The sequence below is a fragment of the Micromonospora siamensis genome (assembly GCF_900090305.1).
Classification (GTDB): Bacteria; Actinomycetota; Actinomycetes; order Mycobacteriales; family Micromonosporaceae; genus Micromonospora; species Micromonospora siamensis.
Map to the genome: position 1 here is coordinate 530,798 of NZ_LT607751.1, position 21,046 is coordinate 551,843.

The following is a 21,046-nucleotide window of genomic DNA, read 5'->3' on the forward strand; positions in this document are numbered from 1 at the left end:
GAAACCGACCCGCCGGGCCACCACCCGGGCCCGCAGGAAGGTACGGCGGGACGCCGGACTTGCGGTCCCCGTCACCCGGTTCCCGCTGTGTCATGATTCGACGCAGACCCGCGAGCGCGGAAGGTTGCCGATGTCCCAGGATCTCCCCATCCCCCGGCAGGACAACCGGTCCGACGGCACCGCCGTCGTCGAGTGGGGGCCGAGCGGGCCGGACGCTCCCACCCGACCGGGCCTGCCGCTGGCCGCCCTGGCCCGCGACCGGCGCGTGCCGCTGATCCTCGCCGGCCTCGGCGCGGTGGCGGCGGTGGCCTCTCTGGTCGGGGAGTGGCTGGTGATGACCGTGCCGAACGGCGGCCCGGAGGGCGGCGAGATGATCCGGGTGCCCGGCGGCGTCGCCGAGGTCGGCGGGTTCGGGGTCGGTTACCTGGTCGGACTGCTCGGGCTCGCCACCACGCTGGCGCTCGCCCTGGCCGGCACCCCGGGAGCACGCCGTAACGCCCGGGTGGCCGGGCTCGCCCTCGCCGGCGCGGTGCTGGCCGTCCTCGCGGCCGCCGCGCTCTCCCTCGACGACTCGGGTGAGCGCACCCTCTTCTACTCCTCCGAGGACGGCTTCCGGGTCGAGTACGGCCGGGGACTGGTGATGGCCTTCCTCGCCACCGCCCTGCTCGCCGTGGCTCTCCAACTCGCCGGGCGGAGCGCTGCGGGCCGCGTCGGCCGACCCGACCCGGACGACGGAGGGGCCGACGAGGCCGACGACGCGCCCCCCTCGGTCGCCGACCACGGCCGGTGGCAGCCGGTGTCGGCCCGCCCGGCCCTGCCGCCCGCCCCGGCCGACCTGACGGTCGAGGCCGCCGCGCCCTTCGCCCGCCCCGAGAACCCGACCTGACCCGCCGACCGGACCCGCTCGCGGCCCGGGATCCGGCCGCAACGGAGGAGTCCGGAACGGCCACCCTCCGTTGGTGCCCGATTCGCCGGATAGCCATGGTTGCGGCCCGATCCGCGAGGTACGGTTGCTGCCCGCCGTCGGTCGGTCGAGGCACCGACGACCAGAACGGCCGGTACGACGGCGGCGGGCGAAGGAGGAGTCATGACCCGCCCGGGACTGCCCAAACTGATCGCCACCGACCTCGACGGGACGCTCGTCCGCAGCGACGACACCGTGTCGGCGTACACGCACGGGGTGCTGGACCGGGTGCGGGCCGCAGGGATCCCGGTGGTCGGCGCGACCGGCCGCGGCCCCCGCCTGAAGGAGCTGACCCGCAACGACATCCGGGCCGCGGACTTCCTGGTGATGGCCGGCGGCGGCTGCGTGGTGGACCAGAGCGACCCGGCCGGCCCGGTGGTGCTCCGCGACGAGCGGCTCTCAGGTGAGCTGCTGGCCCGGCTGCTGGCCGACCTGGAGGCCGAGGTGGGCCCGCTGACCGTGATGGTGGAGGCGTCCGACGAGCACGACGCGCCGCTCTGGGGCGACTACCACCCCAGCTGGCCGTACCAGGACCGGTTCGAGGAGCGCAGCCGGGCCGAGTGCCTCTCCTGCGACGTGATCAAGGCGTTCGTGCGGACCGCCGACCACCACGTGGACGAGCTGCTGGCGATCGCCCGCCGGGTCGTCCCGGCCGAGGTCGCCACGGTCACCCAGGCCGGCCTGGGCTTCGTCGAGATCTGCCCGCCCGGCGTGGACAAGGCCACCGGGCTCACCGTGGTGGCCCAGCGGCTCGGCGTCGACCCGGCGGACGTGCTGGTGTTCGGGGACATGCCGAACGACCTGCCGATGTTCGGCTGGGCCGGCTGGGCGCGGGTGGCGGTGGCCAACGCGCACCCGCAGGTCCGGGCGGCCGCCGACGAGATCACCCTGCGCAACGACGACGACGGGGTCGCGGTCTACCTGGACCGACTACTGTCCCGGTGATGGCACCCCCACCACCCCGGCTCGTCGCGACCGACATCGACGGCACCCTGCTCGGCGACGACCGCACCATCAGCCCGCGTACCGCGGCGACCCTGGAGCGGATCACCGCGGCGGGCACGCCGGTCGTGCTGGTCACCGGCCGTCCCATCCGCTGGCTCCAACTCGTGTACGACCAGCTCACCGCCCCGCTGCCGGCCATCTGCGCGAACGGCGCGGTGGTCTACGACCCGGTGACCGACGAGGTGCTGCGCGCCGACCCGCTCGCCCCGGAACTGCTGGCCGAGGTGGCCCGGCGGCTGCGGGCCGAGGTGCCCGACGTCAGCTTCGCGGTGGAGATCGTGGACAGCCGCCAGATGCGGCACGAGGCGCACTACCCGCTGCGCTGGGACGCCGACACCGACGCCATCCGGGCGATCGAGTCACCGGAGGAGCTGGCGGCCGTGCCGGCGGTGAAGCTGCTGGCCCGAGCCGACGGTGAGCAGGACCCCGACGCGTTCGTCCGGACCGTGGCGGGGGCGTTGGCGGGGCTGGCCGAGGCGACCCACTCGTCGTACTCGGGGCTGGTGGAGATCTCGGCGGCCGGGGTGACCAAGGCGGCGGGCCTGGCGTGGTACTGCGCCCGGCACGGCGTCGACGAGCGGGACGTGCTCGCCTTCGGCGACATGCCGAACGACCTGCCGATGCTGACCTGGGCCGGGCGGGCGGTGGCGGTGGCGAACGCGCACCCGGCGGTGCTGGAGATCGCCGACGAGGTGACCGCGGCGAACACCGACGACGGCGTCGCCGCGTACCTGGAGAAGGTCTTTCCGCGGGACTGACGGCGGTGGCGGGCGCACGGGCGCCCGCCACCGCGCTGGTCAGAGGTACTGGCCGGTGCTGTGTCCCTCGCCGCCGCCCGGCGGCTGCCCCATTCCGGGCATGCCGGGCACCATCCCGGCCGGGCCGCTCGGCAGCGCGTGCCGGCCGTTGCGCATCTGCTCCAGCTGGACCCGGGCCGCCATCTGCTGGGCGACCAGGGCCGCCTGGATGCCGTGGAACAGCCCCTCCAGCCAACCGACCAGCTGGGCGTGGGCGATCCGCAGCTCGCCCTCGCTGGGCGCCTGGTCCTCGGCGAAGGGCAGCGAGAGTCGCTCCAGCTCCTCGCGCAGCTCCGGGGCCAGGCCCTCCTTGAGCTCGACGATCGACCGCTCGTGGATCTCCCGCATCCGGTGCCGGCTCGCGTCGTCCAGCGGGGCGGACTTGACCTCCTCCAGCAGCTGCTTGATCATGCTGCCGATCCGCATCACCTTCGCGGGCTGCTCGACCAGGCGGGTGGGGTCCTCACCCGGCCCGTCGTCGGTCTGCACGGTGCCGACCGGCCGGCCGTCCGGCCCGACCACCACCACGGTGCCCGGGTGCCCGGTGCCCTCCCGGCCCGGCTCGTCGTTCTCTCCAGCTGAGCGCGCTTCGGTCATGGCACCCATCTTTACCCACCGCCGTGGCTCGCACGCGCCCGGACCGGCTACCGTCGCCGGCATGCCCGCCGACCCGCGCGCCGTGCTCAGCCGCCCCGCCCCGCCGCCGGACGCGACCGTCGCCTACGGGGACCATCCGGACCAGCTCGCCGACCTGCGCCGGCCCGCCGGGGCCGGGCCCGCACGGCGGCTCGTCGTGGTGGTGCACGGCGGCTTCTGGCGACCGGAGTACGACCGTACGCACACCGGACCGCTGGCGGCGGCGCTGGCCGCTCTCGGGCACCCGGTGGCGCAGCTGGAGTACCGCCGGACCGGTTGGCCGCACACCCTGACCGACGTGCTCGCCGGGGTGGCGGCGCTGCCCGCCCTCGCCGCGGCGAGCCTGGCCGGCCGGGTGACCGCGGATCCGCCGGTGCTGGTCGGCCACTCGGCGGGCGGCCAGCTCGCCCTGTACGCGGCCGCGCACGCGCCCGGATCGGTGGGCGGGGTGTTGGCGCTGGCCCCGGTGGCGGACCTGGCCGAGGCGTACCGGCTGGATCTGGACTCCGGCGCGGTGGCCGCGCTGCTGGGTGGCGGGCCGGCCGACGTCCCGGACCGGTACGCCGTCGCCGATCCACGTTCGTTGGTGCCCAAAGGAACACGGACGGTAGTTGTGCACGGCACCGAGGATCGGCAGGTGCCCATCGGGATCAGCCGCCGGTACGTGGCCGCGGCGGTCGCCGCGGGTGCCGACACGGCCCTCGTTGAGCTGCCCGAATGCGAACACTTCGGGCTGATCGATCCGGAGTCCCCGGCATGGCCGCACGTCACCGATGCGTTGCGGTCTCTCGCTGCATGATCATCAAGCATTGACGCAGCGTCGCCAACCAGGTAGAACGCCGAGGGGGCCGGTGACCTGCCCTGCAATGCTCCCGGAAGGAACTCGGTGTCGCAGATGAACCGCAGGCGGGCTCTCCAACTGTTGGCAGCGCTCGGTACGACCGGCCTCACCGTCGGGTGCGGCTCCGACGAGGACGCCGGCACCCCCGCCCCGGGCAGCCCGATCAAGATCGGACTCGTCGCACCGCAGAGCGGCGCGTACAAGGCGATCGGCGACGAGATCACCAACGGGTTCCAGCTCTTCCTCACCCTCAACGACCAGCGGCTGGGGAACCACCCCGTCACGCTGCTCACCGCCGACGAGGGCGACGGCGCGAAGACCGGCAAGGCCGCGGTGGACGGGCTGCTCAAGGAGGGCGTGCTGGCCCTCACCGGGGTGGTCAACTCGGCCGTCATGGTGGGCATCCGCGACACCGTCGAGCAGGCCCGGGTGCCCCTGGTCGGGTCGAACGCCTCGCCCACCAGCCTGCAGAGCGTCGTCTACATCTGGCGCACCTCGTACGTGCTGGACGAGCCGGGCCGGGCCCTCGGCGAGTACCTCCGCCAGCAGCTCCCGGCCGGCAGCCGGATCGCGATGATCGGCCCCGACGGGCTGAGCAGCCGGGACGTCATGGCCGGCTTCCGGCGCGGCTTCGGGGAGAGCGACCGCCGGCTGATCGGCGCACCGGTCTGGACCACCGACACGCTCGACCCCGGCCGGAACGCGTACACCTACGACATCAAGCAGGTGCTGCGTCGCAAGCCGACCGCCGTCTTCTGCTTCTTCGCCGGCCCGGCCGCGATCCAGTTCATCAAGCAGTTGTACGCGGCCGGCTACCGCGGCGAGATCTACGGGCCCGGCTTCCTCACCGAGGGCACCGTGCTCGACGAGGCGAAGCCGCAGGAGGTGGCGAAGGTCGCGACCGCGCTGAACTACTCGGCCGACCTGAACAACACGGCGAACCGGGTCTTCGCCTCGGCGTACCGCAAGACGTACAACGTCTCACCGACCACCTACGCGATGGCGTCGTACGACGCGGCGCAGGTGCTCGACAAGGCGATCCGGCTGGCCGGGACGGACCCGACCTCGCAGCAGGTCAACCTCGCGCTCGGCAAGATCGGCCAGATCGACAGCCCGCGCGGGCCGTGGCAGTTCAACCAGTCCCGCACGCCCCAGCAGAAGTGGTACCTGCGCCGCGTCGAGCGCGACGGCCAGCTGATCTCCAACGTGCTGGTCAACGAGCTTTCCACGCTCGGCTGACCGGCACCGCCGGACGGCGAAGGGCCGGTCCCCCCGAACGGGAGACCGGCCTTTTCTTCGGATCCGGGGGGGTCAGTGGCGCAGCTCGGCGATGCAGCACTTCACGCTGCCGCCGCCCTTCTTGAGCTCGCCCAGCTCGACCGGCACCGGGTGGTAGCCGGCCGCCTTGAGCTTGCCCGCCAGCCGGGTCGCCTCGCTGTTCAGCACCACGTTGAGGCCGTCGCTGACCAGGTTCAGCCCGAACGCCAGGGCGTCGGAGTCGTCGGCGATCACGGCGTCCGGGAAGAGCTGGGTGAGCACCCGCTGGCTGGCCGCCGAGAAGGCGCCCGGGTAGTAGACGACGTTCTCGTCGTCGATCGAGGCCAGTGCCACGTCCAGGTGGTAGAAGCGCGGGTCGATCAGGTGCAGCGAGACCACCGGCCGGCCCAGCGCCTCCTGTGCCTCGGCGTGCGCCGTCGTCTCGGTCCGGAAGCCGTGCCCGGCGAGGATCAGCCCGCCGTGCGCCTCCGGCAGGTACGCGAAGTCGCCCTCGCCCTCGTTGGTCTCGCTCGGGGCGATGAACGGCCAGCCCTGCGCCTCGTAGAAGGCCCGGTGCGCGGCGGCCTCGCCGGAGCGCTGCGGGTGCTTGAACTTCGCGCCGTAGACGTGACCGTCGACCACGAAGGCGCCGTTGGCCGCGAAGACCATGTCCGGCAGCCCCGCCTCCGGGGTGAGCAGGTGGACGTCGTGGCCGAGGCCGACCAGGGTCTCCCGCAGCCGGTCCCACTGCTTGACCGCGAGCTGCGCGTCGACAGGCGTGGTGACGTCCATCCACGGGTTGATCGCGTACTCGACGGCGAAGTGCTCGGGCGAGCACATGAGATATGTCCGCTTTCGCGGGACTCGCTGCTGGTTCACGGTCACCAAGAGTAGGTAGCGTAGAACTTTGGTAACAGCCAGAACCATTGCTTCCCAGAGGCGGAACATTGCAGATCGACGCGGTTGACCAACGAATCATTGCGTTGCTGGTGGCGGACGCCCGCGCGTCGTACGCCGACATCGGCACCCGCGTGTCACTCTCCGCCCCCGCCGTCAAGCGACGGGTCGACCGGCTGCGCGCCGCCGGGGTGATCCGGGGATTCACCGCCGTCGTCGACCCGGCCGCCGTCGGCTGGACCACCGAGGCGTTCGTGGAGCTGTTCTGCGCCGGCCGGACCACCCCCGCCCAGATCGGGGCCGCCGCCCGCCGGCACCCCGAGGTGGTCGGGGCGTACACCGTCTCCGGGGAGGCGGACGCCCTGGTGCACCTGCGCGCCGCCGACATCTCCCACCTGGAGGAGGCCCTGGAGCGGCTCCGCGCCGAAGGGTTCGTCACCTCCACCCGGAGCACCATCGTGCTCTCCCGGCTGGTCGAGTCGCCGGGCGTCGGCCCCTCCAGCTGACCCCTTGACCTCAACCCCGCTTCATGTCGTCGACTGTCAGGACGGATCGGCGACACGAGCGGGGAGGTGCCATGCGGGCGGTGTGGCTGCGGGAGTTCGGCGGGCCGGAGAAGCTGGAACCGGGGACGGCCCCGGACCCGGCACCCGGCCCCGGACAGGTTCTGGTCGAGGTGGCCCACGCCAACCTCACCTTCGTGGAGACCATGTTCCGGGCCACCGGCTTCGGACCGAACCGCGGCTCGCTGCCGGTCATCCCCGGCAACGGGGTCGGCGGGGTGGTCCGCGCGGTCGGGCCGGACGTCGATCCCGCGCTCGTCGGGCGGCGGGTGGTGACCGGCACCGGCGGCTCCGGCGGGTACGCCGAACTGGTCGCGGTGGACCACGAGGCGCTGCACCCGGTCCCGGACGGCCTGGCGCTGGACCGGGCGGTCGCGCTGCTCGCCGACGGGCGTACCGCCGTCATGCTGATCGAGACGGCCGGGCTGCGTACCGGCGAACGGGTGCTGGTCGAGGCCGCCGCCGGCGGCGTGGGCAGCCTGCTGGTCCAGCTCGCCGCCCGGGCCGGCACACGGGTGGTGGCCGCCGCCGGCGGCGCCCGCAAGACGGCGCTGCTGCCCGCGCTCGGCGCCCACCTGGCCGTGGACTACACCGAGCCGGACTGGTCCGACCGGGTCCGGGCCGCCGTGGGCGGGGTGGACGTGGTCCTCGACGGCGTCGGCGGCACCCTGGCCCGGACCGCGTACGAGCTGCTCGACCCCGGGGGACGGCTGGTCAGCTTCGGGCTGGCCAGCGGCGACTGGGCGGCGGTCACCCCGGACGAGGCACGTGCCCGGGGCGTGACCCTGCTGCGGCCGGCCCCCACGCCGGCCCAGCTGCGGGCGTACACCCGGCAGGCGCTGGCGGACGGCGCGGCCGGCCGGCTGCGCCCGCTGATCGGCCAGCGGTTCCCGCTGGAGCGGGCCGCGGACGCGCACGCCGCGATCGAGGCCCGCGCCACCGTCGGCAAGACCCTGCTCGACGTACGCTGACCCGCCCGGTCAGAGGTACATGCCGGTGCGGTGCTCCCCCTCGCCCCGGGCCGGCTTGTCGCCCTCACCGAAGAAGCGCTTGCCGCCGAACTCGCCGTGCAGCCGGTCGTCCAGCTCGTCGGCCAGCCCCGTCATCACCTGCACCGCGAGCATCAGGTGGGTGGCCTGGAAGTTGCGGCCGAAGACCGGGATGGAGGCCCACACCGTGTCGTCGGCGCAGTACAACCGGCCGATCGGCATCCGGTTGGTCAGCTCGGAGAGCTTCACGTAGAGCCGCTCGGTCGGCTCGACCTCGGTCAGCACCGGGGAGAAGACGTCCACCAGCGGCGGATTGTCCCGGACCCGGACGAAGACCATCGCCGAGCCGGCCCGGATGTTGATGTCCCCGTCCGAGTCGACCTGGAGCTGGTCGGCGTCCGACTTCAACATCGTGGAGACGACGGTCCGCACCCGGTCCGCCAGCTCCAGCACGTCCTTCTCGCCCTCCTTGGCCCCCGCGGCGGTGGCCAGCGCCTCGTCCAGGTCGGCCTCGACGTCGCGGTCCGGGCCGAACTCGCTGCGCGCCGTGCCCAGCGGCGGCACCGGCAACGGCTCACCCTGCGCGTCGTGCACCAGATAGACCAGGAAGGCCGGGTGCGGGGCGCCGTAGACGTCGCGGAGCGTACGGGTCAGCACCGGGGCCAGCTTGGCGGCCTCGGCCGTGGAGCCGTCCAGGCCGAAGTCCTCGCCCGAACCCGCCACCACACCCGGCGGCGACCAGCCCAGGGCGATCATGTCCGCCACCGCTGCCCGGTCCAGCCGGTAGCCCTGCGGCAGCGTGGCGTTGCCGACCGCCCGGGCGGAGAGCTTCCCCTCCTCGCCGACGTCGACGCTGGTCGAGTAGACGGCGTCGCCGGTGCCCGAGGCGGTCGGGTCGAGGGTCAGCTCCAGGTGCGCCCCGGCGGGCAGCTCCCGCAGCCGCTCGGCCAGCGCCCGGGCGAACTCCCGCCAGGCCTCGGTGACCTTCGACCGCAGGTCGGCCGTGCTCGGCTCGTCCAGCAGGATCGACTCGTACTGCTCCGGCGTGGTGCCCGCCTGCGCAGCGGCCGGCTCCGAGGGGTGGTCTGCCGTCATGATCGCCTCCGTCCGTCACGATCACCCTACCCACGCGACGGAGGCGCAACTCGGCGCGGACCGGCCCGCGCGGAGTCACCGCGCCGGGTCGCTCCCGGCCGGCCGGTCGGAGCCCAGCTCCACCGGCCAGGTCGCCGCCAGCCCACTCAGCCGGGCGGCCGTCGCCGCCGGGTCCGCGCCCCGACCGACCGCCACCCCCAACAGGTACGCGGTGACCGGCGCACCCGGGCGCAGCACCTGGTGGGCGACGTCCTTCGCGAGGTCGAGCACGGTGGGCACCGGCACCTCGGCCGGATCGAGGCCCAGCTCCGCGCAGGCCGCCGTCACCCAGTCGTCCATCACCGTCATCGCGTCCACTCCTCCGCCCGTCGTACGTCGAGGTCAGTGTCGCAGTCGAACCACGGCGGCGGCCCCGAGCCGACCCACGGCACGTCGCGCACGGTGAGGCCGGCGAGCAGCTCGCGGATCGGGGCGCCGTCGGGCGTACCGCCCCGCCGGGCGGTCAACCCGGCGAGCGCCGCCCGCAGCGGGGCCACCCGCCACACCCCGCACAGGGTCTGCCGCCGGCCCTCGTCGTCGACGTGGCAGACCCCGTCGACCGGTGACCCGGCCAGCTCACCCAGCAGCTCACCGACGGCCGCCCGGGTGAGCAGCGGCAGATCCGCCGCGAGCAGCGCGACCGTGGCCACGTCGGCCGGGAGCAGGGCCAGTCCGGCGGCGGTGCCGGCGACCGGACCGCCACCGGGCGGATCCTCCCGGGTAACCCGCACGTCCGACGGGACCGCGCCGGCCGGGCCGACCAGGATGCGGGGTACGGCGTCGGAGACGGCGTCCAGCACCCGGTCACGCATCGGCCGGCCACCGACCGGCAGGCCGGGCTTGTCCACCCCGCCCATCCGGCGCGCGGCCCCACCGGCCAGCACCACCGCCGCGTACGACTCCACCCCGCCACGCTAACCCCGCCCACCGACCACCGCCCCCCGCGCCCGCGGCCGAGGCACCGACATGCCGAAGGACGTGGTGATCACACGAGCGGGAAGGCGGCGTGAGGTGTGACGGCGGGGCAGGCAGGGGAGGATGGCGGGATGGGACGGGCAACCGATCGACGTGGCGTACTCCGGATCGACCTCGACGCCGCGGCGGCGGGTCGCGCCCCGGTACGCCGACCGGACAGCCTCTCGGTGGAGGAACCTCTGGAGATCCGGGTCGGCCCGGCCGGCCCGGGGCGGCGCAAACCGCTCGCCGTCACCATGCGCACCCCCGGCGACGACATCGACCTGGCGATCGGCTTCCTGCTCACCGAGGGGCTGATCCGCTCCGCCGAGGACGTGCAGACCGCCCAGCTCTGCGCCGGGGCGGAGACCCCGAACACGTACAACGTGGTGGACGTCGTGCTCGCGCCGGGCGTACCGGAACCGGCCACCGACCCGGCGCGCAACTTCTACACCACCAGCTCCTGCGGGGTCTGCGGCAAGGCCAGCATCGACGCGGTACGCACCCGCTCGCTCTTCCCGGTCGCCGACGACCCGCTGACCGTGCCGGCCGAACTGGTCGCCGAACTGCCGGACAAACTGCGGGCCGCGCAGAAGGCCTTCGACCGGACCGGTGGCCTGCACGCCGCCGGCCTCTTCACCGCCGACGGCGCACTGGCCGTGCTCCGTGAGGACGTCGGCCGGCACAACGCGGTGGACAAGGTGGTCGGCTGGGCGGTACGCCAACAGCTCCTGCCGTTGGCCGGACACCTGCTGCTGGTCTCCGGCCGGGCCAGCTTCGAGCTGACCCAGAAGGCATGGATGGCCGGCGTGCCGCTGCTCGCCGCGGTCTCCGCGCCCAGCACCCTCGCCGCCGACCTGGCCGCCGAGGCGGGAATGACCCTGGTCGGCTTCCTGCGCGGCCGGACCATGAACGTCTACACCGGCGCCCACCGGCTGACCGTCGACGCCTGAGCGGGCGGCGGTGAACGCCCACGCCGGACGGTCAGCTGCCGCGTCGGGGCGGCCGGGGGCGACGGGAGCGACGCCGGACCACGCCGGGCGGCGCCACGGCCGGCCAGCCGTCGAGCTGCGACGGGGGTACGCCCCGGCGGAGCAGGTCGTCGAGGAGCAGCGCCAGCGAGTAGCCCGGATGTTCGGTCAGCGCCCGCTCCAGGGCTACCGCCGCCAACGCGCCCTGCCCGGCACGCCACGCGGCGAAGGCGAGCAGACTCGCCGGGGCGGCGCTGAGCCCGGGCTCGGCGCGGCGCAACACGTCGGTCCAGAGGGCGATGTCCTCGTCCCGCCCGTCGGTGCGTTCCCAGGCGTGGTCCCGGACGGTCAACCGGGTCAGCAGCAGGCTCAGCCAGGCCACCTCGTCGTCGGTCAGCCGCTCACCGCGCCGTTGCCGGCGTCGGGCCGCCCGCACCGCCGCCACCCCAGCGGCCCGCACCGCCCCGTCGTCCCCGGCGTCGCCCGGGTCGCCCGCGGAACTCGGCCCGCCAGCGGCGCGAGCCGGGTCACCCGCGGAACTCGCCGGTCCGTGAGCAGCACGCACCGGCTCACCCGGCGGCAGTTCCGCCCCGGCCGGCCGGCCGAGCATCCGGGCCAGCCGCTGACCGGCCCGCGCCGTCGCCTTCCGCATCGCCACCCGGACCGGGCCGTCCAGCGGGGCGACCAGGGCGGTGAGGGCGGCCCGGTCGGGCAGGGCGACCTGTCCGGCGAAGACGGCGGCGGCGCTGACCTCGCTGGCCTCCGGGTCGTACGGGGTGCCGTCGGGTGGGCAGCACTCGGCCTCGGTGCAGAGGTACGACCAGTAGCGTCCCCCGGTCACCCGGAGGGCGTCGAGCACGACCAGACCGACCCCGGCCAGTGCCACCCGGACCGCGTCGACGGCGGTGGTGACCCGCTCGGCCGGCCCGTACCCGACCACGGTGGCCGACTCGGCGCGCTGCCGGACGATCACCTCGGCCAGGTGACGGGCCGGTGGACCGGGGTCGGCGCCCCGGCCGGGCAGGTCGGCCCGGGCGGCGAAGATGATCCGCCGGCCGTGCAGTGCGACCACCACCACGCTGTCGGTGGGATGGAAGCCGAGCAGGTACGGCACGGCGGCGATCAGGTCGGCGGGTGAGCGGACGGCGAGGCGGGCCCGGTCGAGCTGCGTCATGGGGGCAGCCTGCGTGGCGCCGGTACGTGCCGACAGGCCCTGTGGACGACACACCGGTCATCCACAGTCACCCTTCGTGTTCGCCCTGGTCGGCGAAGAATTGCATCGAGTGCAGACGGATCGGAGCGCACACCGGCCCGCACGACGCCCGCGGAGGGGCTACCTTGCGCAGATGGACCTGGCCTACCTGCGGGCACATCCGGAGCACCTGCCGACCTTCCTGACCCACCAGCGGATCCGGGAGACACCGGTCCCGGGGGGCGACATCTGCGCCGCCTCCCGGCTGACCCTCGACGACGGCCACTCCGTCTTCGCCAAGAGCTGGCCGGAGACGGCCTCCCGGCCGGTGCCGGCGGACTTCTTCGCCGCCGAGGCGGCCGGGCTGCGCTGGCTGCGCGACGCGGGCGCGGTGGCCGTACCCGAGGTGCTGGTGGCGATGCCGGAGTTGCTGGCGCTCGACTGGGTGGAGACCGGCGAGCCGACGCCGGAGGCGGCCGAGCGGTTCGGTCGGGAGCTGGCCGGGACGCACCGGGCCGGCGCGCCGGAGTTCGGCGCGGAATGGCCGGGGTTCATCGGGGCGCTGCCGCAGGACAACACCCCGGACCCGGGCCCGTGGTCGGGGTGGTTCGCCCGTACCCGGCTGGCGCCGTACCTGGCGATGTCGGTGCGCAACGGGGCGCTGACCGCCGCCGAGACCGCCCCGGTCGAGGAGCTGATCGGGCGGGTCGGGGAGTTCGGCGGCGACGAGCCGCCGGCCCGGATCCACGGCGACCTCTGGCCGGGCAACCTGCTGTGGGGCGCGGACGACCAGGTGTGGCTGGTCGACCCGGCGGCGCACGGCGGCCACCGGGAGACCGACCTGGCCCAGCTGGCCCTCTTCGGCGGCCCGCCGCACCTGGACCGCATCCTGGCCGCCTACGACGAGGCGTGGCCGTTGGCCGACGGTTGGCGGGAGCGGGTGCCGCTGCACCAGCTGCACCTGCTGCTGGTGCACACCGCGCTCTTCGGTGCGGCCTACCGGGAGGCGGTCGGCGCGGCGGCCCGTGCCGCGCTGCGGGGCGCCGGACGCGCTACGGTCGACAGGTGACCGCCACCCCGACGACCGGCGGCGTCCTCGCCGACCGGTACGGCCGGGTCGCGAAGGACCTGCGGGTCTCGCTGACCGACAAGTGCAACCTGCGCTGCACCTACTGTATGCCGGCCGAGGGGCTGCCCTGGCTGGCCGGGCCGCAGCTGCTGAGCGACGACGAGATCGTCCGGCTGGTCCGGGTGGCCGTCGAGCGGCTCGGGGTGACCGAGGTGCGCTTCACCGGCGGTGAGCCGCTGATCCGCCCCGGCCTGCCGGGCATCGTGGCCGCGGTGGCCGCCCTGCGGCCCCGGCCGAGGATCTCGCTGACCACCAACGGCATCGGGCTGGAGCGGCTGGCGCCCACCCTGCGCGCCGCCGGCCTGGACCGGGTGAACGTCTCGCTGGACACCCTCGACCCGGCCCGGTTCGCCGCGCTGACCCGCCGCGACCGGCTGGCGGACGTGCTGGCCGGCCTGGCCGGCGCGGCGGCGGCCGGACTGAGCCCGGTGAAGCTCAACTCGGTGCTGATGCGCGGCGTCAACGAGGACGAGGCGCCGGCGCTGCTGAGGTTCGCCCTGGAGCACGGCTACGAGCTGCGGATCATCGAGCAGATGCCGCTGGACGCCCAGCACGGCTGGGACCGGGCGACGATGGTCACCGCCGACGAGATCCTGGCCGCGCTCGGCCGGGAGTTCGACCTGAGTCCCGACCCCGCCGAGCGGGGCGCGGCGCCCGCCGAGACCTGGCTGGTCGACGGGGGGCCGGCCCGGGTCGGGGTGATCGGGAGCGTGACCCGGCCGTTCTGCGGCGACTGCGACCGCACCCGGCTCACCGCCGACGGCCAGGTGCGGGCGTGCCTGTTCGCCACGGAGGAGTCCGACCTGCGGGGCGCGCTGCGCGCCGGGGCCGACGACGAGGAGCTGGCCCGGCGCTGGCGTACGGCGATGTGGGGCAAGCGGGCCGGGCACGGCATCGACGACCCGACGTTCCTCCAGCCGGCCCGGCCGATGTCGGCGATCGGTGGCTGAGTCGTGCTGACCGTCCGCTACTTCGCCGGGGCCCGTGCCGCCGCCGGCCGGTCCGCGGAGACCGTGCCCGCCGGCCGGTCGCTGGACGACGTGACCGCCGAGCTGGCCCAGCGGCACGGCGCCTCCCTCGCCCGGGTGCTGACGGCGGCGAGTTTCCTGGTCGACGGCGTCGCCTGTCATGATCGGTCGACACCGCTGCCGGCCGGAGCGACGATCGACGTGCTGCCTCCGTTCGCCGGTGGCTGAGAGAGGTTGACGCGTGTTGCCGATCGTGGCGTTCGTCGGGGTGCAGGCCCTGCTCGCCGGGGGGATCCACTACTACCTGTGGCGACGGCTGGTCCGGGACACCACGAACCGGGGCCGGCTGCGTCGGATCGGCGCGATCGGCGCGCTGCTGCTCGCCCTGCTGGTGCCGGTCACCGTGCTCGGCACCCAGCTGGGCCTGTACTGGCTCGCCTGGCCCGGCTACCTCTGGCTGGCGGTGATGTTCTACCTGCTGGTGGTGCTGGTGCTGCTGGAGGTGCCGATGGCGGTGGCGCGGCTGGTGCTGCGCCGCCGGGCGGCGGTCGCCGAGCCGACCACGGCGGCGCCGGAGCCGGCGCTGGTGGGGGCGGCCGGGCCCGCCGACCCGCCGGCCGCCGCGGCGGTCGACCAGCCGGACCACGACCGGGACCGCCGGCTGCTGCTGGCCCGGGGAGCGGCCATCTTCGCCGGTCTCACCGCGGTCGGCGTCACCGGGTACGGGGTGCGCAACGCCCTCGGGCCGCCCCGGCTGGACCGGGTGCGGATCCCGCTGGCGAAGCTCCCGCGCCGGATGGACGGCCTGCGGATCGCCACCGTCTCGGACATCCACCTCGGTCCGCTGCGCGGCCGGGCGCACACCGAGCGGATCGTCTCGATGATCAACCGGCTGGACGCCGACCTGGTGGCGGTCGTCGGTGACCTGGTCGACGGTTCCGTCGCCGAGCTGGGTGAGGCGGCCGAGCCGCTGCGTGACCTGCGCTCGCGGTACGGCAGCTTCTTCGTCACCGGCAACCACGAGTACTACTCCGGGGTGGAGGAGTGGGTGCGGGAGGTGGACCGGCTGGGCCTGCGGGTGCTGCAGAACGTCCGCCAGGAGATCCGGACCCCGGGTGGCGTACTGGACCTGGCCGGGGTGAACGACGTCACCGCCGACGGGACGGGGCTGGCCGCCCCGGCGGACTACGCGGCGGCGCTGGGCGACCGCGACCCGAGCCGGCCGGTGGTGCTGCTGGCCCACCAGCCGGTGGCCGTGGAGGAGGCCGCGAAGTACGGCGTGGACCTGCAACTGTCCGGGCACACCCACGGCGGCCAGATGGTGCCGTTCAATCTCGCCGTCGGGCTCGCCCAGCCGGTCGTCTCCGGCCTCGGCGAGGTGGACGGCACCAAGGTGTACGTCACCAACGGGGCCGGGTTCTGGGGCCCGCCGGTGCGGGTGGGCGCGGATCCGCAGATCAGCCTGGTCGAGCTGCGCAGCGCCTGACCGGCCGCCCGCCCCTCCCGGCCATGATCATCGCAGGTCAGGCCGGGTGCGCGGCCCTTATACCCCGGCCGGGGCGGCCGGTCCAGCACCGGATTGCTCAGGTCACGCGTGAGCGTGGCGGAGGGCGGGTACCTCGACGGCCGTGACAGGATGCGGCGTGCCCCCGTTCAGCGCCGTGCCCCCCGGCGGCTCCCCGCCGCTCGTCGCGGACCTGCACATCCACTCGAAGTACTCGCGCGCGTGCAGCCGCGACCTCACCCTGCCCAACCTGGGCTGGTGGGCGCGACGCAAGGGCATCGGTCTGCTCGGCACCGGCGACTTCACCCACCCCGCCTGGTACGACCACCTGCGGGAGACCCTGCACCCGGCGGAGCCGGGGCTCTACCGGCTCGGTCCGGAGGCGGAGCGGGACATCGCCCGGCGGCTGCCGCCCCGGCTGGCCAGCGAGGCGGAGACGAACCCGGTCCGCTTCATGCTGAGCGTGGAGATCTCCACGATCTACAAGCGGGACGACCGGACCCGCAAGGTGCACCACCTGATCTACCTGCCGGACCTGGACGCGGTGGGCCGGTTCAACGCGGCGCTGGGCCGGATCGGCAACCTCGGCTCGGACGGCCGGCCGATCCTCGGGCTGGACTCCCGCGACCTGCTGGAGATCACCCTGGAGGCCAGCCCGGACGGCTACCTCGTGCCCGCGCACATCTGGACGCCGTGGTTCTCGGCGCTCGGCTCGAAGTCCGGCTTCGACGCGATCGCCGACTGCTACGCCGACCTGGCGGAGCACATCTTCGCGGTGGAGACCGGCCTCTCCTCCGACCCGGAGATGAACTGGCGGGTCGGCAGCCTGGACGGCTACCAGCTGGTGTCGAACTCCGACGCGCACTCCCCGCCGGCGCTGGCCCGGGAGGCCACGGTGCTCACCTCGGGGCTGGACTACTTCGCCGTCCGGGAGGCGCTGCGCACCGGTGACGGGCTCGCCGGCACCATCGAGTTCTTCCCGGAAGAGGGGAAGTACCACGCCGACGGGCACCGGCTCTGCGGGGTGAACTGGGCGCCCGAGCGCACCCGGGAGGCGGGCGGTCGCTGCCCCGAGTGCGGCAAGCCGCTGACCGTGGGGGTGCTGAGCCGGGTCGAGGAGCTGGCCGACCGGCCGGCGGGGCACCGGCCGGCACACGCCCGCGAGGTCACCCACCTGGTGCCGCTGGCCGAGATCCTCGGGGAGATCAACAAGGTGGGTGCCCGGTCGAAGAAGGTCGAGGGGAAGCTCAACGAGCTGGTCGCCGCGCTCGGCCCCGAGCTGGAGATCCTCACCCGGGCACCGCTGGACGAGATCGGTCGGGTCGGCGGTGAGCTGCTGGCCGAGGGGATCGGCCGGTTGCGCCGGGGGGACGTCCGCCGGGTGCCGGGCTACGACGGCGAGTACGGCGTGATCACCCTCTTCGACGCCGACGAGCTGGGTTCGGCCCGGGCGGGGGCCGGGCAGGAGACGCTGTTCGACGTACCCGTGCCGGCGCAGCGACGGCCCGCGGAGCCGGCGCCGAAGCCGAAGACCCGGCGCCCGGCGGCGGTGAAGGCCGAGCCGAAGCGCAAGCCGGCCACCCCGCCCCCGCCGCCGATCGCGTCGGCGCCCTCCCCGCACGAGCCGTTCGAGCCGATGCTCGCCGGCATGGAGGAGGTCGGCACGGGCCTGCTGGACCGGCTGGACGCGATGCAACGGGTGGCCGCGTCGGCGCCCGGTGGGCCGCTGCTGATCGTGGCCGGCCCGGGCACCGGCAAGACCCGGACGCTGACCCACCGGATCGCGTACCTCTGCGCAGAGCTGAACGTCTTCCCCGACCAGTGCCTGGCGATCACCTTCACCCGGCGGGCGGCGGAGGAGCTGCGGCACCGCCTCGACGGGCTGCTCGGGCCGGTGGCCGAGGACGTCACGGTCGGCACGTTCCACTCGCTGGGCCTGACCATCCTGCGGGAGAACGCCGCGGCGGCGGGCCTGCCGGCGGACTTCCGGATCGCCGACGACGCGGACCGGGCGGCGGCCCGCGCCGAGGCCGGCGACGACGACGCCCGCTACGCGGCGCTGCTGCGCAAGCGGGACCTGGTGGACCTGGACGAGCTGCTCACCCTGCCGGTGGCGCTGCTCAAGGGCGACCGGAAGCTGGTCCGGGACTACCGCGAGCGGTGGAAGTGGATCTTCGTCGACGAGTACCAGGACGTCGACGCGGTCCAGTACGACCTGCTGCGGCTGCTCTCCCCCGCCGACGGCAACCTCTGCGCGATCGGCGACCCGGACCAGGCGATCTACTCGTTCCGGGGCGCCGACGTCGGCTACTTCCTGCGCTTCTCGCAGGACTTCACCGACGCGCGCCTGGTCCGGCTGAACCGCAACTACCGCTCCTCGGCGCCGATCCTGGCCGCCGCCGTGCAGGCGATCGCCCCGTCGTCGCTGGTCCGGGGCCGGCGGCTGGACCCGGCCCGGCTCGACCCGGAGGCCCCGCTGGTCGGCCGGTACGCCGCGGCGTCCGTCGCCGACGAGGCCGACTTCCTGGTACGCACCGTCGACGAGCTGGTCGGTGGCCTGTCCCACCGGTCGCTGGACACCGGCCGGATCGACGGCCGGTCGACCGCCCTGTCGTTCTCCGACATCGCGGTGCTGTACCGCACCGACGCGCAGGCCGCGCCGATCCTCGACGCCCTGTCCCGGGCGAACATCCCGGTGCAGAAGCGCTCGCACGACCGGCTGCGCGACCGGCCGGGGGTGCTGGCGATCGCCCGCGAGCTGCGCAACGCCGGCCTCGACGGTTCGCTGGCCGCGCGGGTGCGGCTGGCCGGCCAGGTGCTGGCCGAGCGGTTCGCCGTCCCCACCCTCGACGGCACCGGCGCGGTACGCCCCGAGGACGTCCGCGGCGCGGTGGACCTGCTCACCCCGTTGGCCCGGCGCTGCGGCGACGACCTGGAGCTGTTCCTGTCCCAGCTGGCCACCGGCGCGGAGGTGGACGCCCTGGACCCGCGCGCCGAGGCGGTCACCCTGCTCACCCTGCACGCCGCGAAGGGGCTGGAGTTCCCGGTGGTCTTCCTGGTGGGCGCGGAGGACGGGCTGCTGCCGCTGCGCTGGCCGGGCAGCAGCCCCGACGACGACCAGGTGGCCGAGGAACGCCGGCTCTTCTTCGTCGGGCTGACCCGGGCGCAGGACCGGCTGTACGTCAGCCACGCCGCCCGGCGGGCCCGGCACGGCGCGGAGCGCGAGGTGGTCCCGTCGCCGTTCCTGGCCGACATCGACGCGGGGCTGTTCGAACGGTTCGGCGACAGCGAACCGCGTCGCCCCCGCGACCGCCAGCTGCGGCTGATCTGAGCCGGCTCAGCCCGTCGGTTCGTCGACGGCCGGGCGGCGGGGGCGTTCGGTGGTCGGGCGGCGGGGACGTTCGGTGGTCACCACCAGGGCCACCCCGGCCACGATGACCGCGCCGCCGAGCAGGACCGGCGGGGTGACCGGCTCGGCCACGAGCAGCGCGCCGAGCGCCACCGCGACCGCCGGGTTGACGTAGGCGTACGTGGAGACCAGCGAGATCGGCGCGTGCTGGAGCAGCCACACGTACGCGGTGAAGGCGACCAGCGAGCCGGCCACCGTCAGGTAGCCCAACGCGACCCACGACCGGGTGGTGATCGCCGCCGGGTCGAGGCCCGTCAGCTCGCCCCGGCCCGCGCCGAGCAGCGCGAGCACGGCCGCACCGGCGACCATCTCGTAGACCGTGGCGACGAAGGGGTCCGTCGGCATCGGCAGCCTGCCGGCGAGGAACGAGCCGACCGACCAGCTGGTCGCCCCGGCGACCACGGTGAGCGCACCGACCAGCGGCACCGCGCCCGACCCACCGGGGAGCACGAGCAGCACCAGACCGACGAAGCCCAGCGTGACCCCGACGAACGTCCACGCCCGGGGCCGGTCCCCGGTGACCGCGCGCAGCAGCACCACCAGCAGCGGAACCGTCGCCACCAGCAGCGCCGCCACGCCCGACGGCAGGGCCGTACCGGGCGGTCCGGACTCGGCGAGCACCACCAGACCGTTGCCGCCGGCCAGCAGCAGCATCCCGACGAGGGCGGCGGAGCCGAGCTGACGCCGGTCGACGCGGAGCGCGCCACGGCCGCCGCGCAGTCGCAGCACCACGGCGAGCACCACCGCGGCGGCGGCGAACCGCAGCGCGGCGGAGAGCAGCGGCGGCATCGACTCGACGGCCACCCGGATGCCCAGGTAGGTCGATCCCCACAGGACGTAGACCAGGCCGAGCGCGATCCAGATCAGGGCCGGCCGGGTGGCGGACGTCGAACCGCCGCCCGGTGACCGGACCGGGTTCGGCGGTTGCGGGGGTGACGAAGGACGCGGAGTGGGTGAGGTCATCGTTGGATCACGCTACGGTGACGACGGTGTCCGCGCTGCCCCGAGGTGGCCGGCCTCTCACCACTGGTACGCAGGAGGGCGCGCATGGCGAACTACGGCTCCCCGGGTGACGGCGACCCGGACCCGTGGGACGGGCGCCGACCGGACGACGGGTTCGACGCCGGCTCCGCGCCCCGGACCGGGCCCGGTTGGGGCGAGACGTCACCCGGCCGGCCCGACCAGCCGGCGTACCATCCCTCGCCCGGCTGGCCGGCGGCCGTGGAGGCGGCGGAAGCGCCAGCCGTCCCGCGCAGCCGCCCGATCGGGCCCGACGACTACCCGAATCCGGACGGCGCCGATCCCTACCGTCCGGGCGGCCCCGGCCCGGTGTCGTACGACGGGCAGCCGGTGCCCCGGCGCGGCAAGGGTCCGCTGATCGCCGTGCTGGCCGTCCTGTCGGTGGCCCTGCTGGCCGCCGCCGGCACCCTGACCTGGCTGCTGCTCAGCGGTGGGCCGGAGCAGGTGGCGTCGGAGTCCGATGCGACGTCCGGCACGCCCGTCGCCCCGGCGAGCGCCGCCGTCTCGGCGGTCCCGACCGCTCCCGCCCCGCAGTCCACGGCCGACCCGCGGTTCGTCAAGGAGGGGCAGTGCGTCCGCAACGAGGGACCGGCCGGTGGAAAGCCGAAGTTGCTGATCAGCGCCTGCGACCCGAGCAGCTACGAGGTGGTCCGCCGTTTCGACGGCCCCACGAGTGGTGAGAAGGACGCGGAGGCGAAGTGCGCGAAGGTGCCCGGCTACACCAACTGGTTCTTCTTCGACAGTGAGCTGGACACCCTGGACTTCGTCCTCTGCCTGAAGCAGCGCTGAGCCGGCCCGGCAGCGCTGAGCCGCCTC

Annotated in this window: 20 protein-coding genes and 1 pseudogene; 14 read left to right on the forward strand and 7 right to left on the reverse strand. The window is 74.7% G+C overall.

Annotated elements, in window-relative coordinates; all coding sequences use genetic code 11:
* The first annotated feature begins 130 nt into the window (after positions 1–130).
* From GA0074704_RS02445 to GA0074704_RS02455, 3 genes are all read left to right on the forward strand, one after another.
* The gene (locus tag GA0074704_RS02445; protein WP_088968979.1) at positions 131–886 is read left to right on the forward strand and encodes a hypothetical protein; all 756 of its coding nucleotides are present in this window, start codon (positions 131–133) and stop codon (positions 884–886) included.
* Positions 887–1,087: 201 nt separating this feature from the next.
* A complete protein-coding gene (locus GA0074704_RS02450) occupies positions 1,088–1,909 on the forward strand; it encodes an HAD family hydrolase (RefSeq protein WP_088968980.1) in 822 nt (273 codons plus the stop codon).
* Positions 1,909–2,727, forward strand: a complete 819-nt coding sequence (locus tag GA0074704_RS02455) for an HAD family hydrolase (protein WP_088968981.1) — start codon at positions 1,909–1,911, stop codon at positions 2,725–2,727. The genes GA0074704_RS02450 and GA0074704_RS02455 overlap by 1 nt, the downstream gene beginning before the upstream one ends.
* A 39-nt stretch (positions 2,728–2,766) precedes the next feature.
* Here the strand turns inward: GA0074704_RS02455 and GA0074704_RS02460 are convergent, their stop codons facing one another.
* Entirely contained in the window at positions 2,767–3,372 is a 606-nt protein-coding gene (locus GA0074704_RS02460; protein WP_088968982.1) for a bacterial proteasome activator family protein, read from the reverse strand.
* Positions 3,373–3,424: 52 nt separating this feature from the next.
* On the opposite strand from GA0074704_RS02460, the gene GA0074704_RS02465 reads away from it, so the two are divergent.
* Complete coding sequence (locus tag GA0074704_RS02465; protein WP_088968983.1) at positions 3,425–4,201, forward strand: alpha/beta hydrolase family protein; 777 nt, start codon at positions 3,425–3,427, stop codon at positions 4,199–4,201.
* A gap of 87 nt (positions 4,202–4,288) precedes the next feature.
* Positions 4,289–5,482 (forward strand): ABC transporter substrate-binding protein, encoded by a 1,194-nt coding sequence (locus GA0074704_RS02470; protein ID WP_088968984.1) that lies wholly within the window; start codon positions 4,289–4,291, stop codon positions 5,480–5,482.
* Between the two features lie 72 nt (positions 5,483–5,554).
* On the opposite strand, the gene ddaH is transcribed toward GA0074704_RS02470, so the two are convergent.
* Positions 5,555–6,388: a dimethylargininase gene (gene ddaH / locus GA0074704_RS02475; RefSeq protein ID WP_377471019.1), complete on the reverse strand. Its 834-nt coding sequence runs from the start codon at positions 6,386–6,388 to the stop codon at positions 5,555–5,557.
* A 59-nt stretch (positions 6,389–6,447) separates the two neighbouring features.
* On the opposite strand from ddaH, the gene GA0074704_RS02480 reads away from it, so the two are divergent.
* Both GA0074704_RS02480 and GA0074704_RS02485 read left to right on the forward strand, forming a co-directional pair.
* Positions 6,448–6,903, forward strand: a complete 456-nt coding sequence (locus tag GA0074704_RS02480) for an Lrp/AsnC family transcriptional regulator (protein ID WP_088968986.1) — start codon at positions 6,448–6,450, stop codon at positions 6,901–6,903.
* Positions 6,904–6,974: 71 nt separating this feature from the next.
* On the forward strand, positions 6,975–7,931 hold the full coding sequence (locus GA0074704_RS02485) for a zinc-binding dehydrogenase (protein ID WP_088968987.1): 957 nt from the start codon (positions 6,975–6,977) through the stop codon (positions 7,929–7,931).
* Between the two features lie 9 nt (positions 7,932–7,940).
* Here GA0074704_RS02485 and GA0074704_RS02490 read toward each other — a convergent pair whose 3' ends face one another.
* From GA0074704_RS02490 to mobA, 3 genes and pseudogenes are all read right to left on the reverse strand, one after another.
* Positions 7,941–9,044, reverse strand: a complete 1,104-nt coding sequence (locus GA0074704_RS02490; RefSeq protein ID WP_088968988.1) for a T3SS (YopN, CesT) and YbjN peptide-binding chaperone 1 — start codon at positions 9,042–9,044, stop codon at positions 7,941–7,943.
* Between the two features lie 75 nt (positions 9,045–9,119).
* Entirely contained in the window at positions 9,120–9,392 is a 273-nt protein-coding gene (locus GA0074704_RS02495; protein ID WP_088973401.1) for a DUF6457 domain-containing protein, read from the reverse strand.
* Positions 9,389–10,011 (reverse strand): annotated as a pseudogene (gene mobA, locus GA0074704_RS02500) (molybdenum cofactor guanylyltransferase). The gene GA0074704_RS02495 and the pseudogene mobA overlap by 4 nt, the downstream one beginning before the upstream one ends.
* A 118-nt stretch (positions 10,012–10,129) precedes the next feature.
* Between mobA and fdhD the strand changes: the two are divergent.
* Positions 10,130–10,990 carry a formate dehydrogenase accessory sulfurtransferase FdhD gene (gene fdhD, locus GA0074704_RS02505; RefSeq protein ID WP_088968990.1) on the forward strand — a complete coding sequence of 287 codons (861 nt, stop codon included), beginning with the start codon at positions 10,130–10,132 and terminating at the stop codon, positions 10,988–10,990.
* A gap of 31 nt (positions 10,991–11,021) precedes the next feature.
* Here fdhD and GA0074704_RS02510 read toward each other — a convergent pair whose 3' ends face one another.
* Positions 11,022–12,182, reverse strand: a complete 1,161-nt coding sequence (locus GA0074704_RS02510; RefSeq protein ID WP_088968991.1) for a DUF4192 domain-containing protein — start codon at positions 12,180–12,182, stop codon at positions 11,022–11,024.
* Between the two features lie 172 nt (positions 12,183–12,354).
* Here GA0074704_RS02510 and GA0074704_RS02515 point away from each other — a divergent pair, with 172 nt between their 5' ends.
* The 5 genes from GA0074704_RS02515 to GA0074704_RS02535 all read left to right on the forward strand — a co-directional run bounded on the left by GA0074704_RS02515 (position 12,355) and on the right by GA0074704_RS02535 (position 19,132).
* Entirely contained in the window at positions 12,355–13,269 is a 915-nt protein-coding gene (locus GA0074704_RS02515) for a fructosamine kinase family protein (protein ID WP_088968992.1), read from the forward strand.
* The gene (moaA, locus tag GA0074704_RS02520) at positions 13,266–14,279 is read left to right on the forward strand and encodes a GTP 3',8-cyclase MoaA (RefSeq protein ID WP_088968993.1); all 1,014 of its coding nucleotides are present in this window, start codon (positions 13,266–13,268) and stop codon (positions 14,277–14,279) included. The genes GA0074704_RS02515 and moaA overlap by 4 nt, the downstream gene beginning before the upstream one ends.
* 3 nt (positions 14,280–14,282) lie before the next feature.
* Positions 14,283–14,525: a MoaD/ThiS family protein gene (locus GA0074704_RS02525; protein WP_088968994.1), complete on the forward strand. Its 243-nt coding sequence runs from the start codon at positions 14,283–14,285 to the stop codon at positions 14,523–14,525.
* 13 nt (positions 14,526–14,538) lie between these two features.
* Entirely contained in the window at positions 14,539–15,783 is a 1,245-nt protein-coding gene (locus GA0074704_RS02530) for a metallophosphoesterase (protein ID WP_088968995.1), read from the forward strand.
* A 157-nt stretch (positions 15,784–15,940) separates the two neighbouring features.
* On the forward strand, positions 15,941–19,132 hold the full coding sequence (locus tag GA0074704_RS02535) for a UvrD-helicase domain-containing protein (protein WP_088968996.1): 3,192 nt from the start codon (positions 15,941–15,943) through the stop codon (positions 19,130–19,132).
* Positions 19,133–19,138: 6 nt separating this feature from the next.
* Here GA0074704_RS02535 and GA0074704_RS02540 read toward each other — a convergent pair whose 3' ends face one another.
* On the reverse strand, positions 19,139–20,173 hold the full coding sequence (locus GA0074704_RS02540) for an EamA family transporter (protein WP_088968997.1): 1,035 nt from the start codon (positions 20,171–20,173) through the stop codon (positions 19,139–19,141).
* A 366-nt stretch (positions 20,174–20,539) separates the two neighbouring features.
* On the opposite strand from GA0074704_RS02540, the gene GA0074704_RS02545 reads away from it, so the two are divergent.
* The gene (locus tag GA0074704_RS02545; protein ID WP_088973402.1) at positions 20,540–21,019 is read left to right on the forward strand and encodes an LppU/SCO3897 family protein; all 480 of its coding nucleotides are present in this window, start codon (positions 20,540–20,542) and stop codon (positions 21,017–21,019) included.
* The last annotated feature ends 27 nt before the right edge of the window (positions 21,020–21,046 follow it).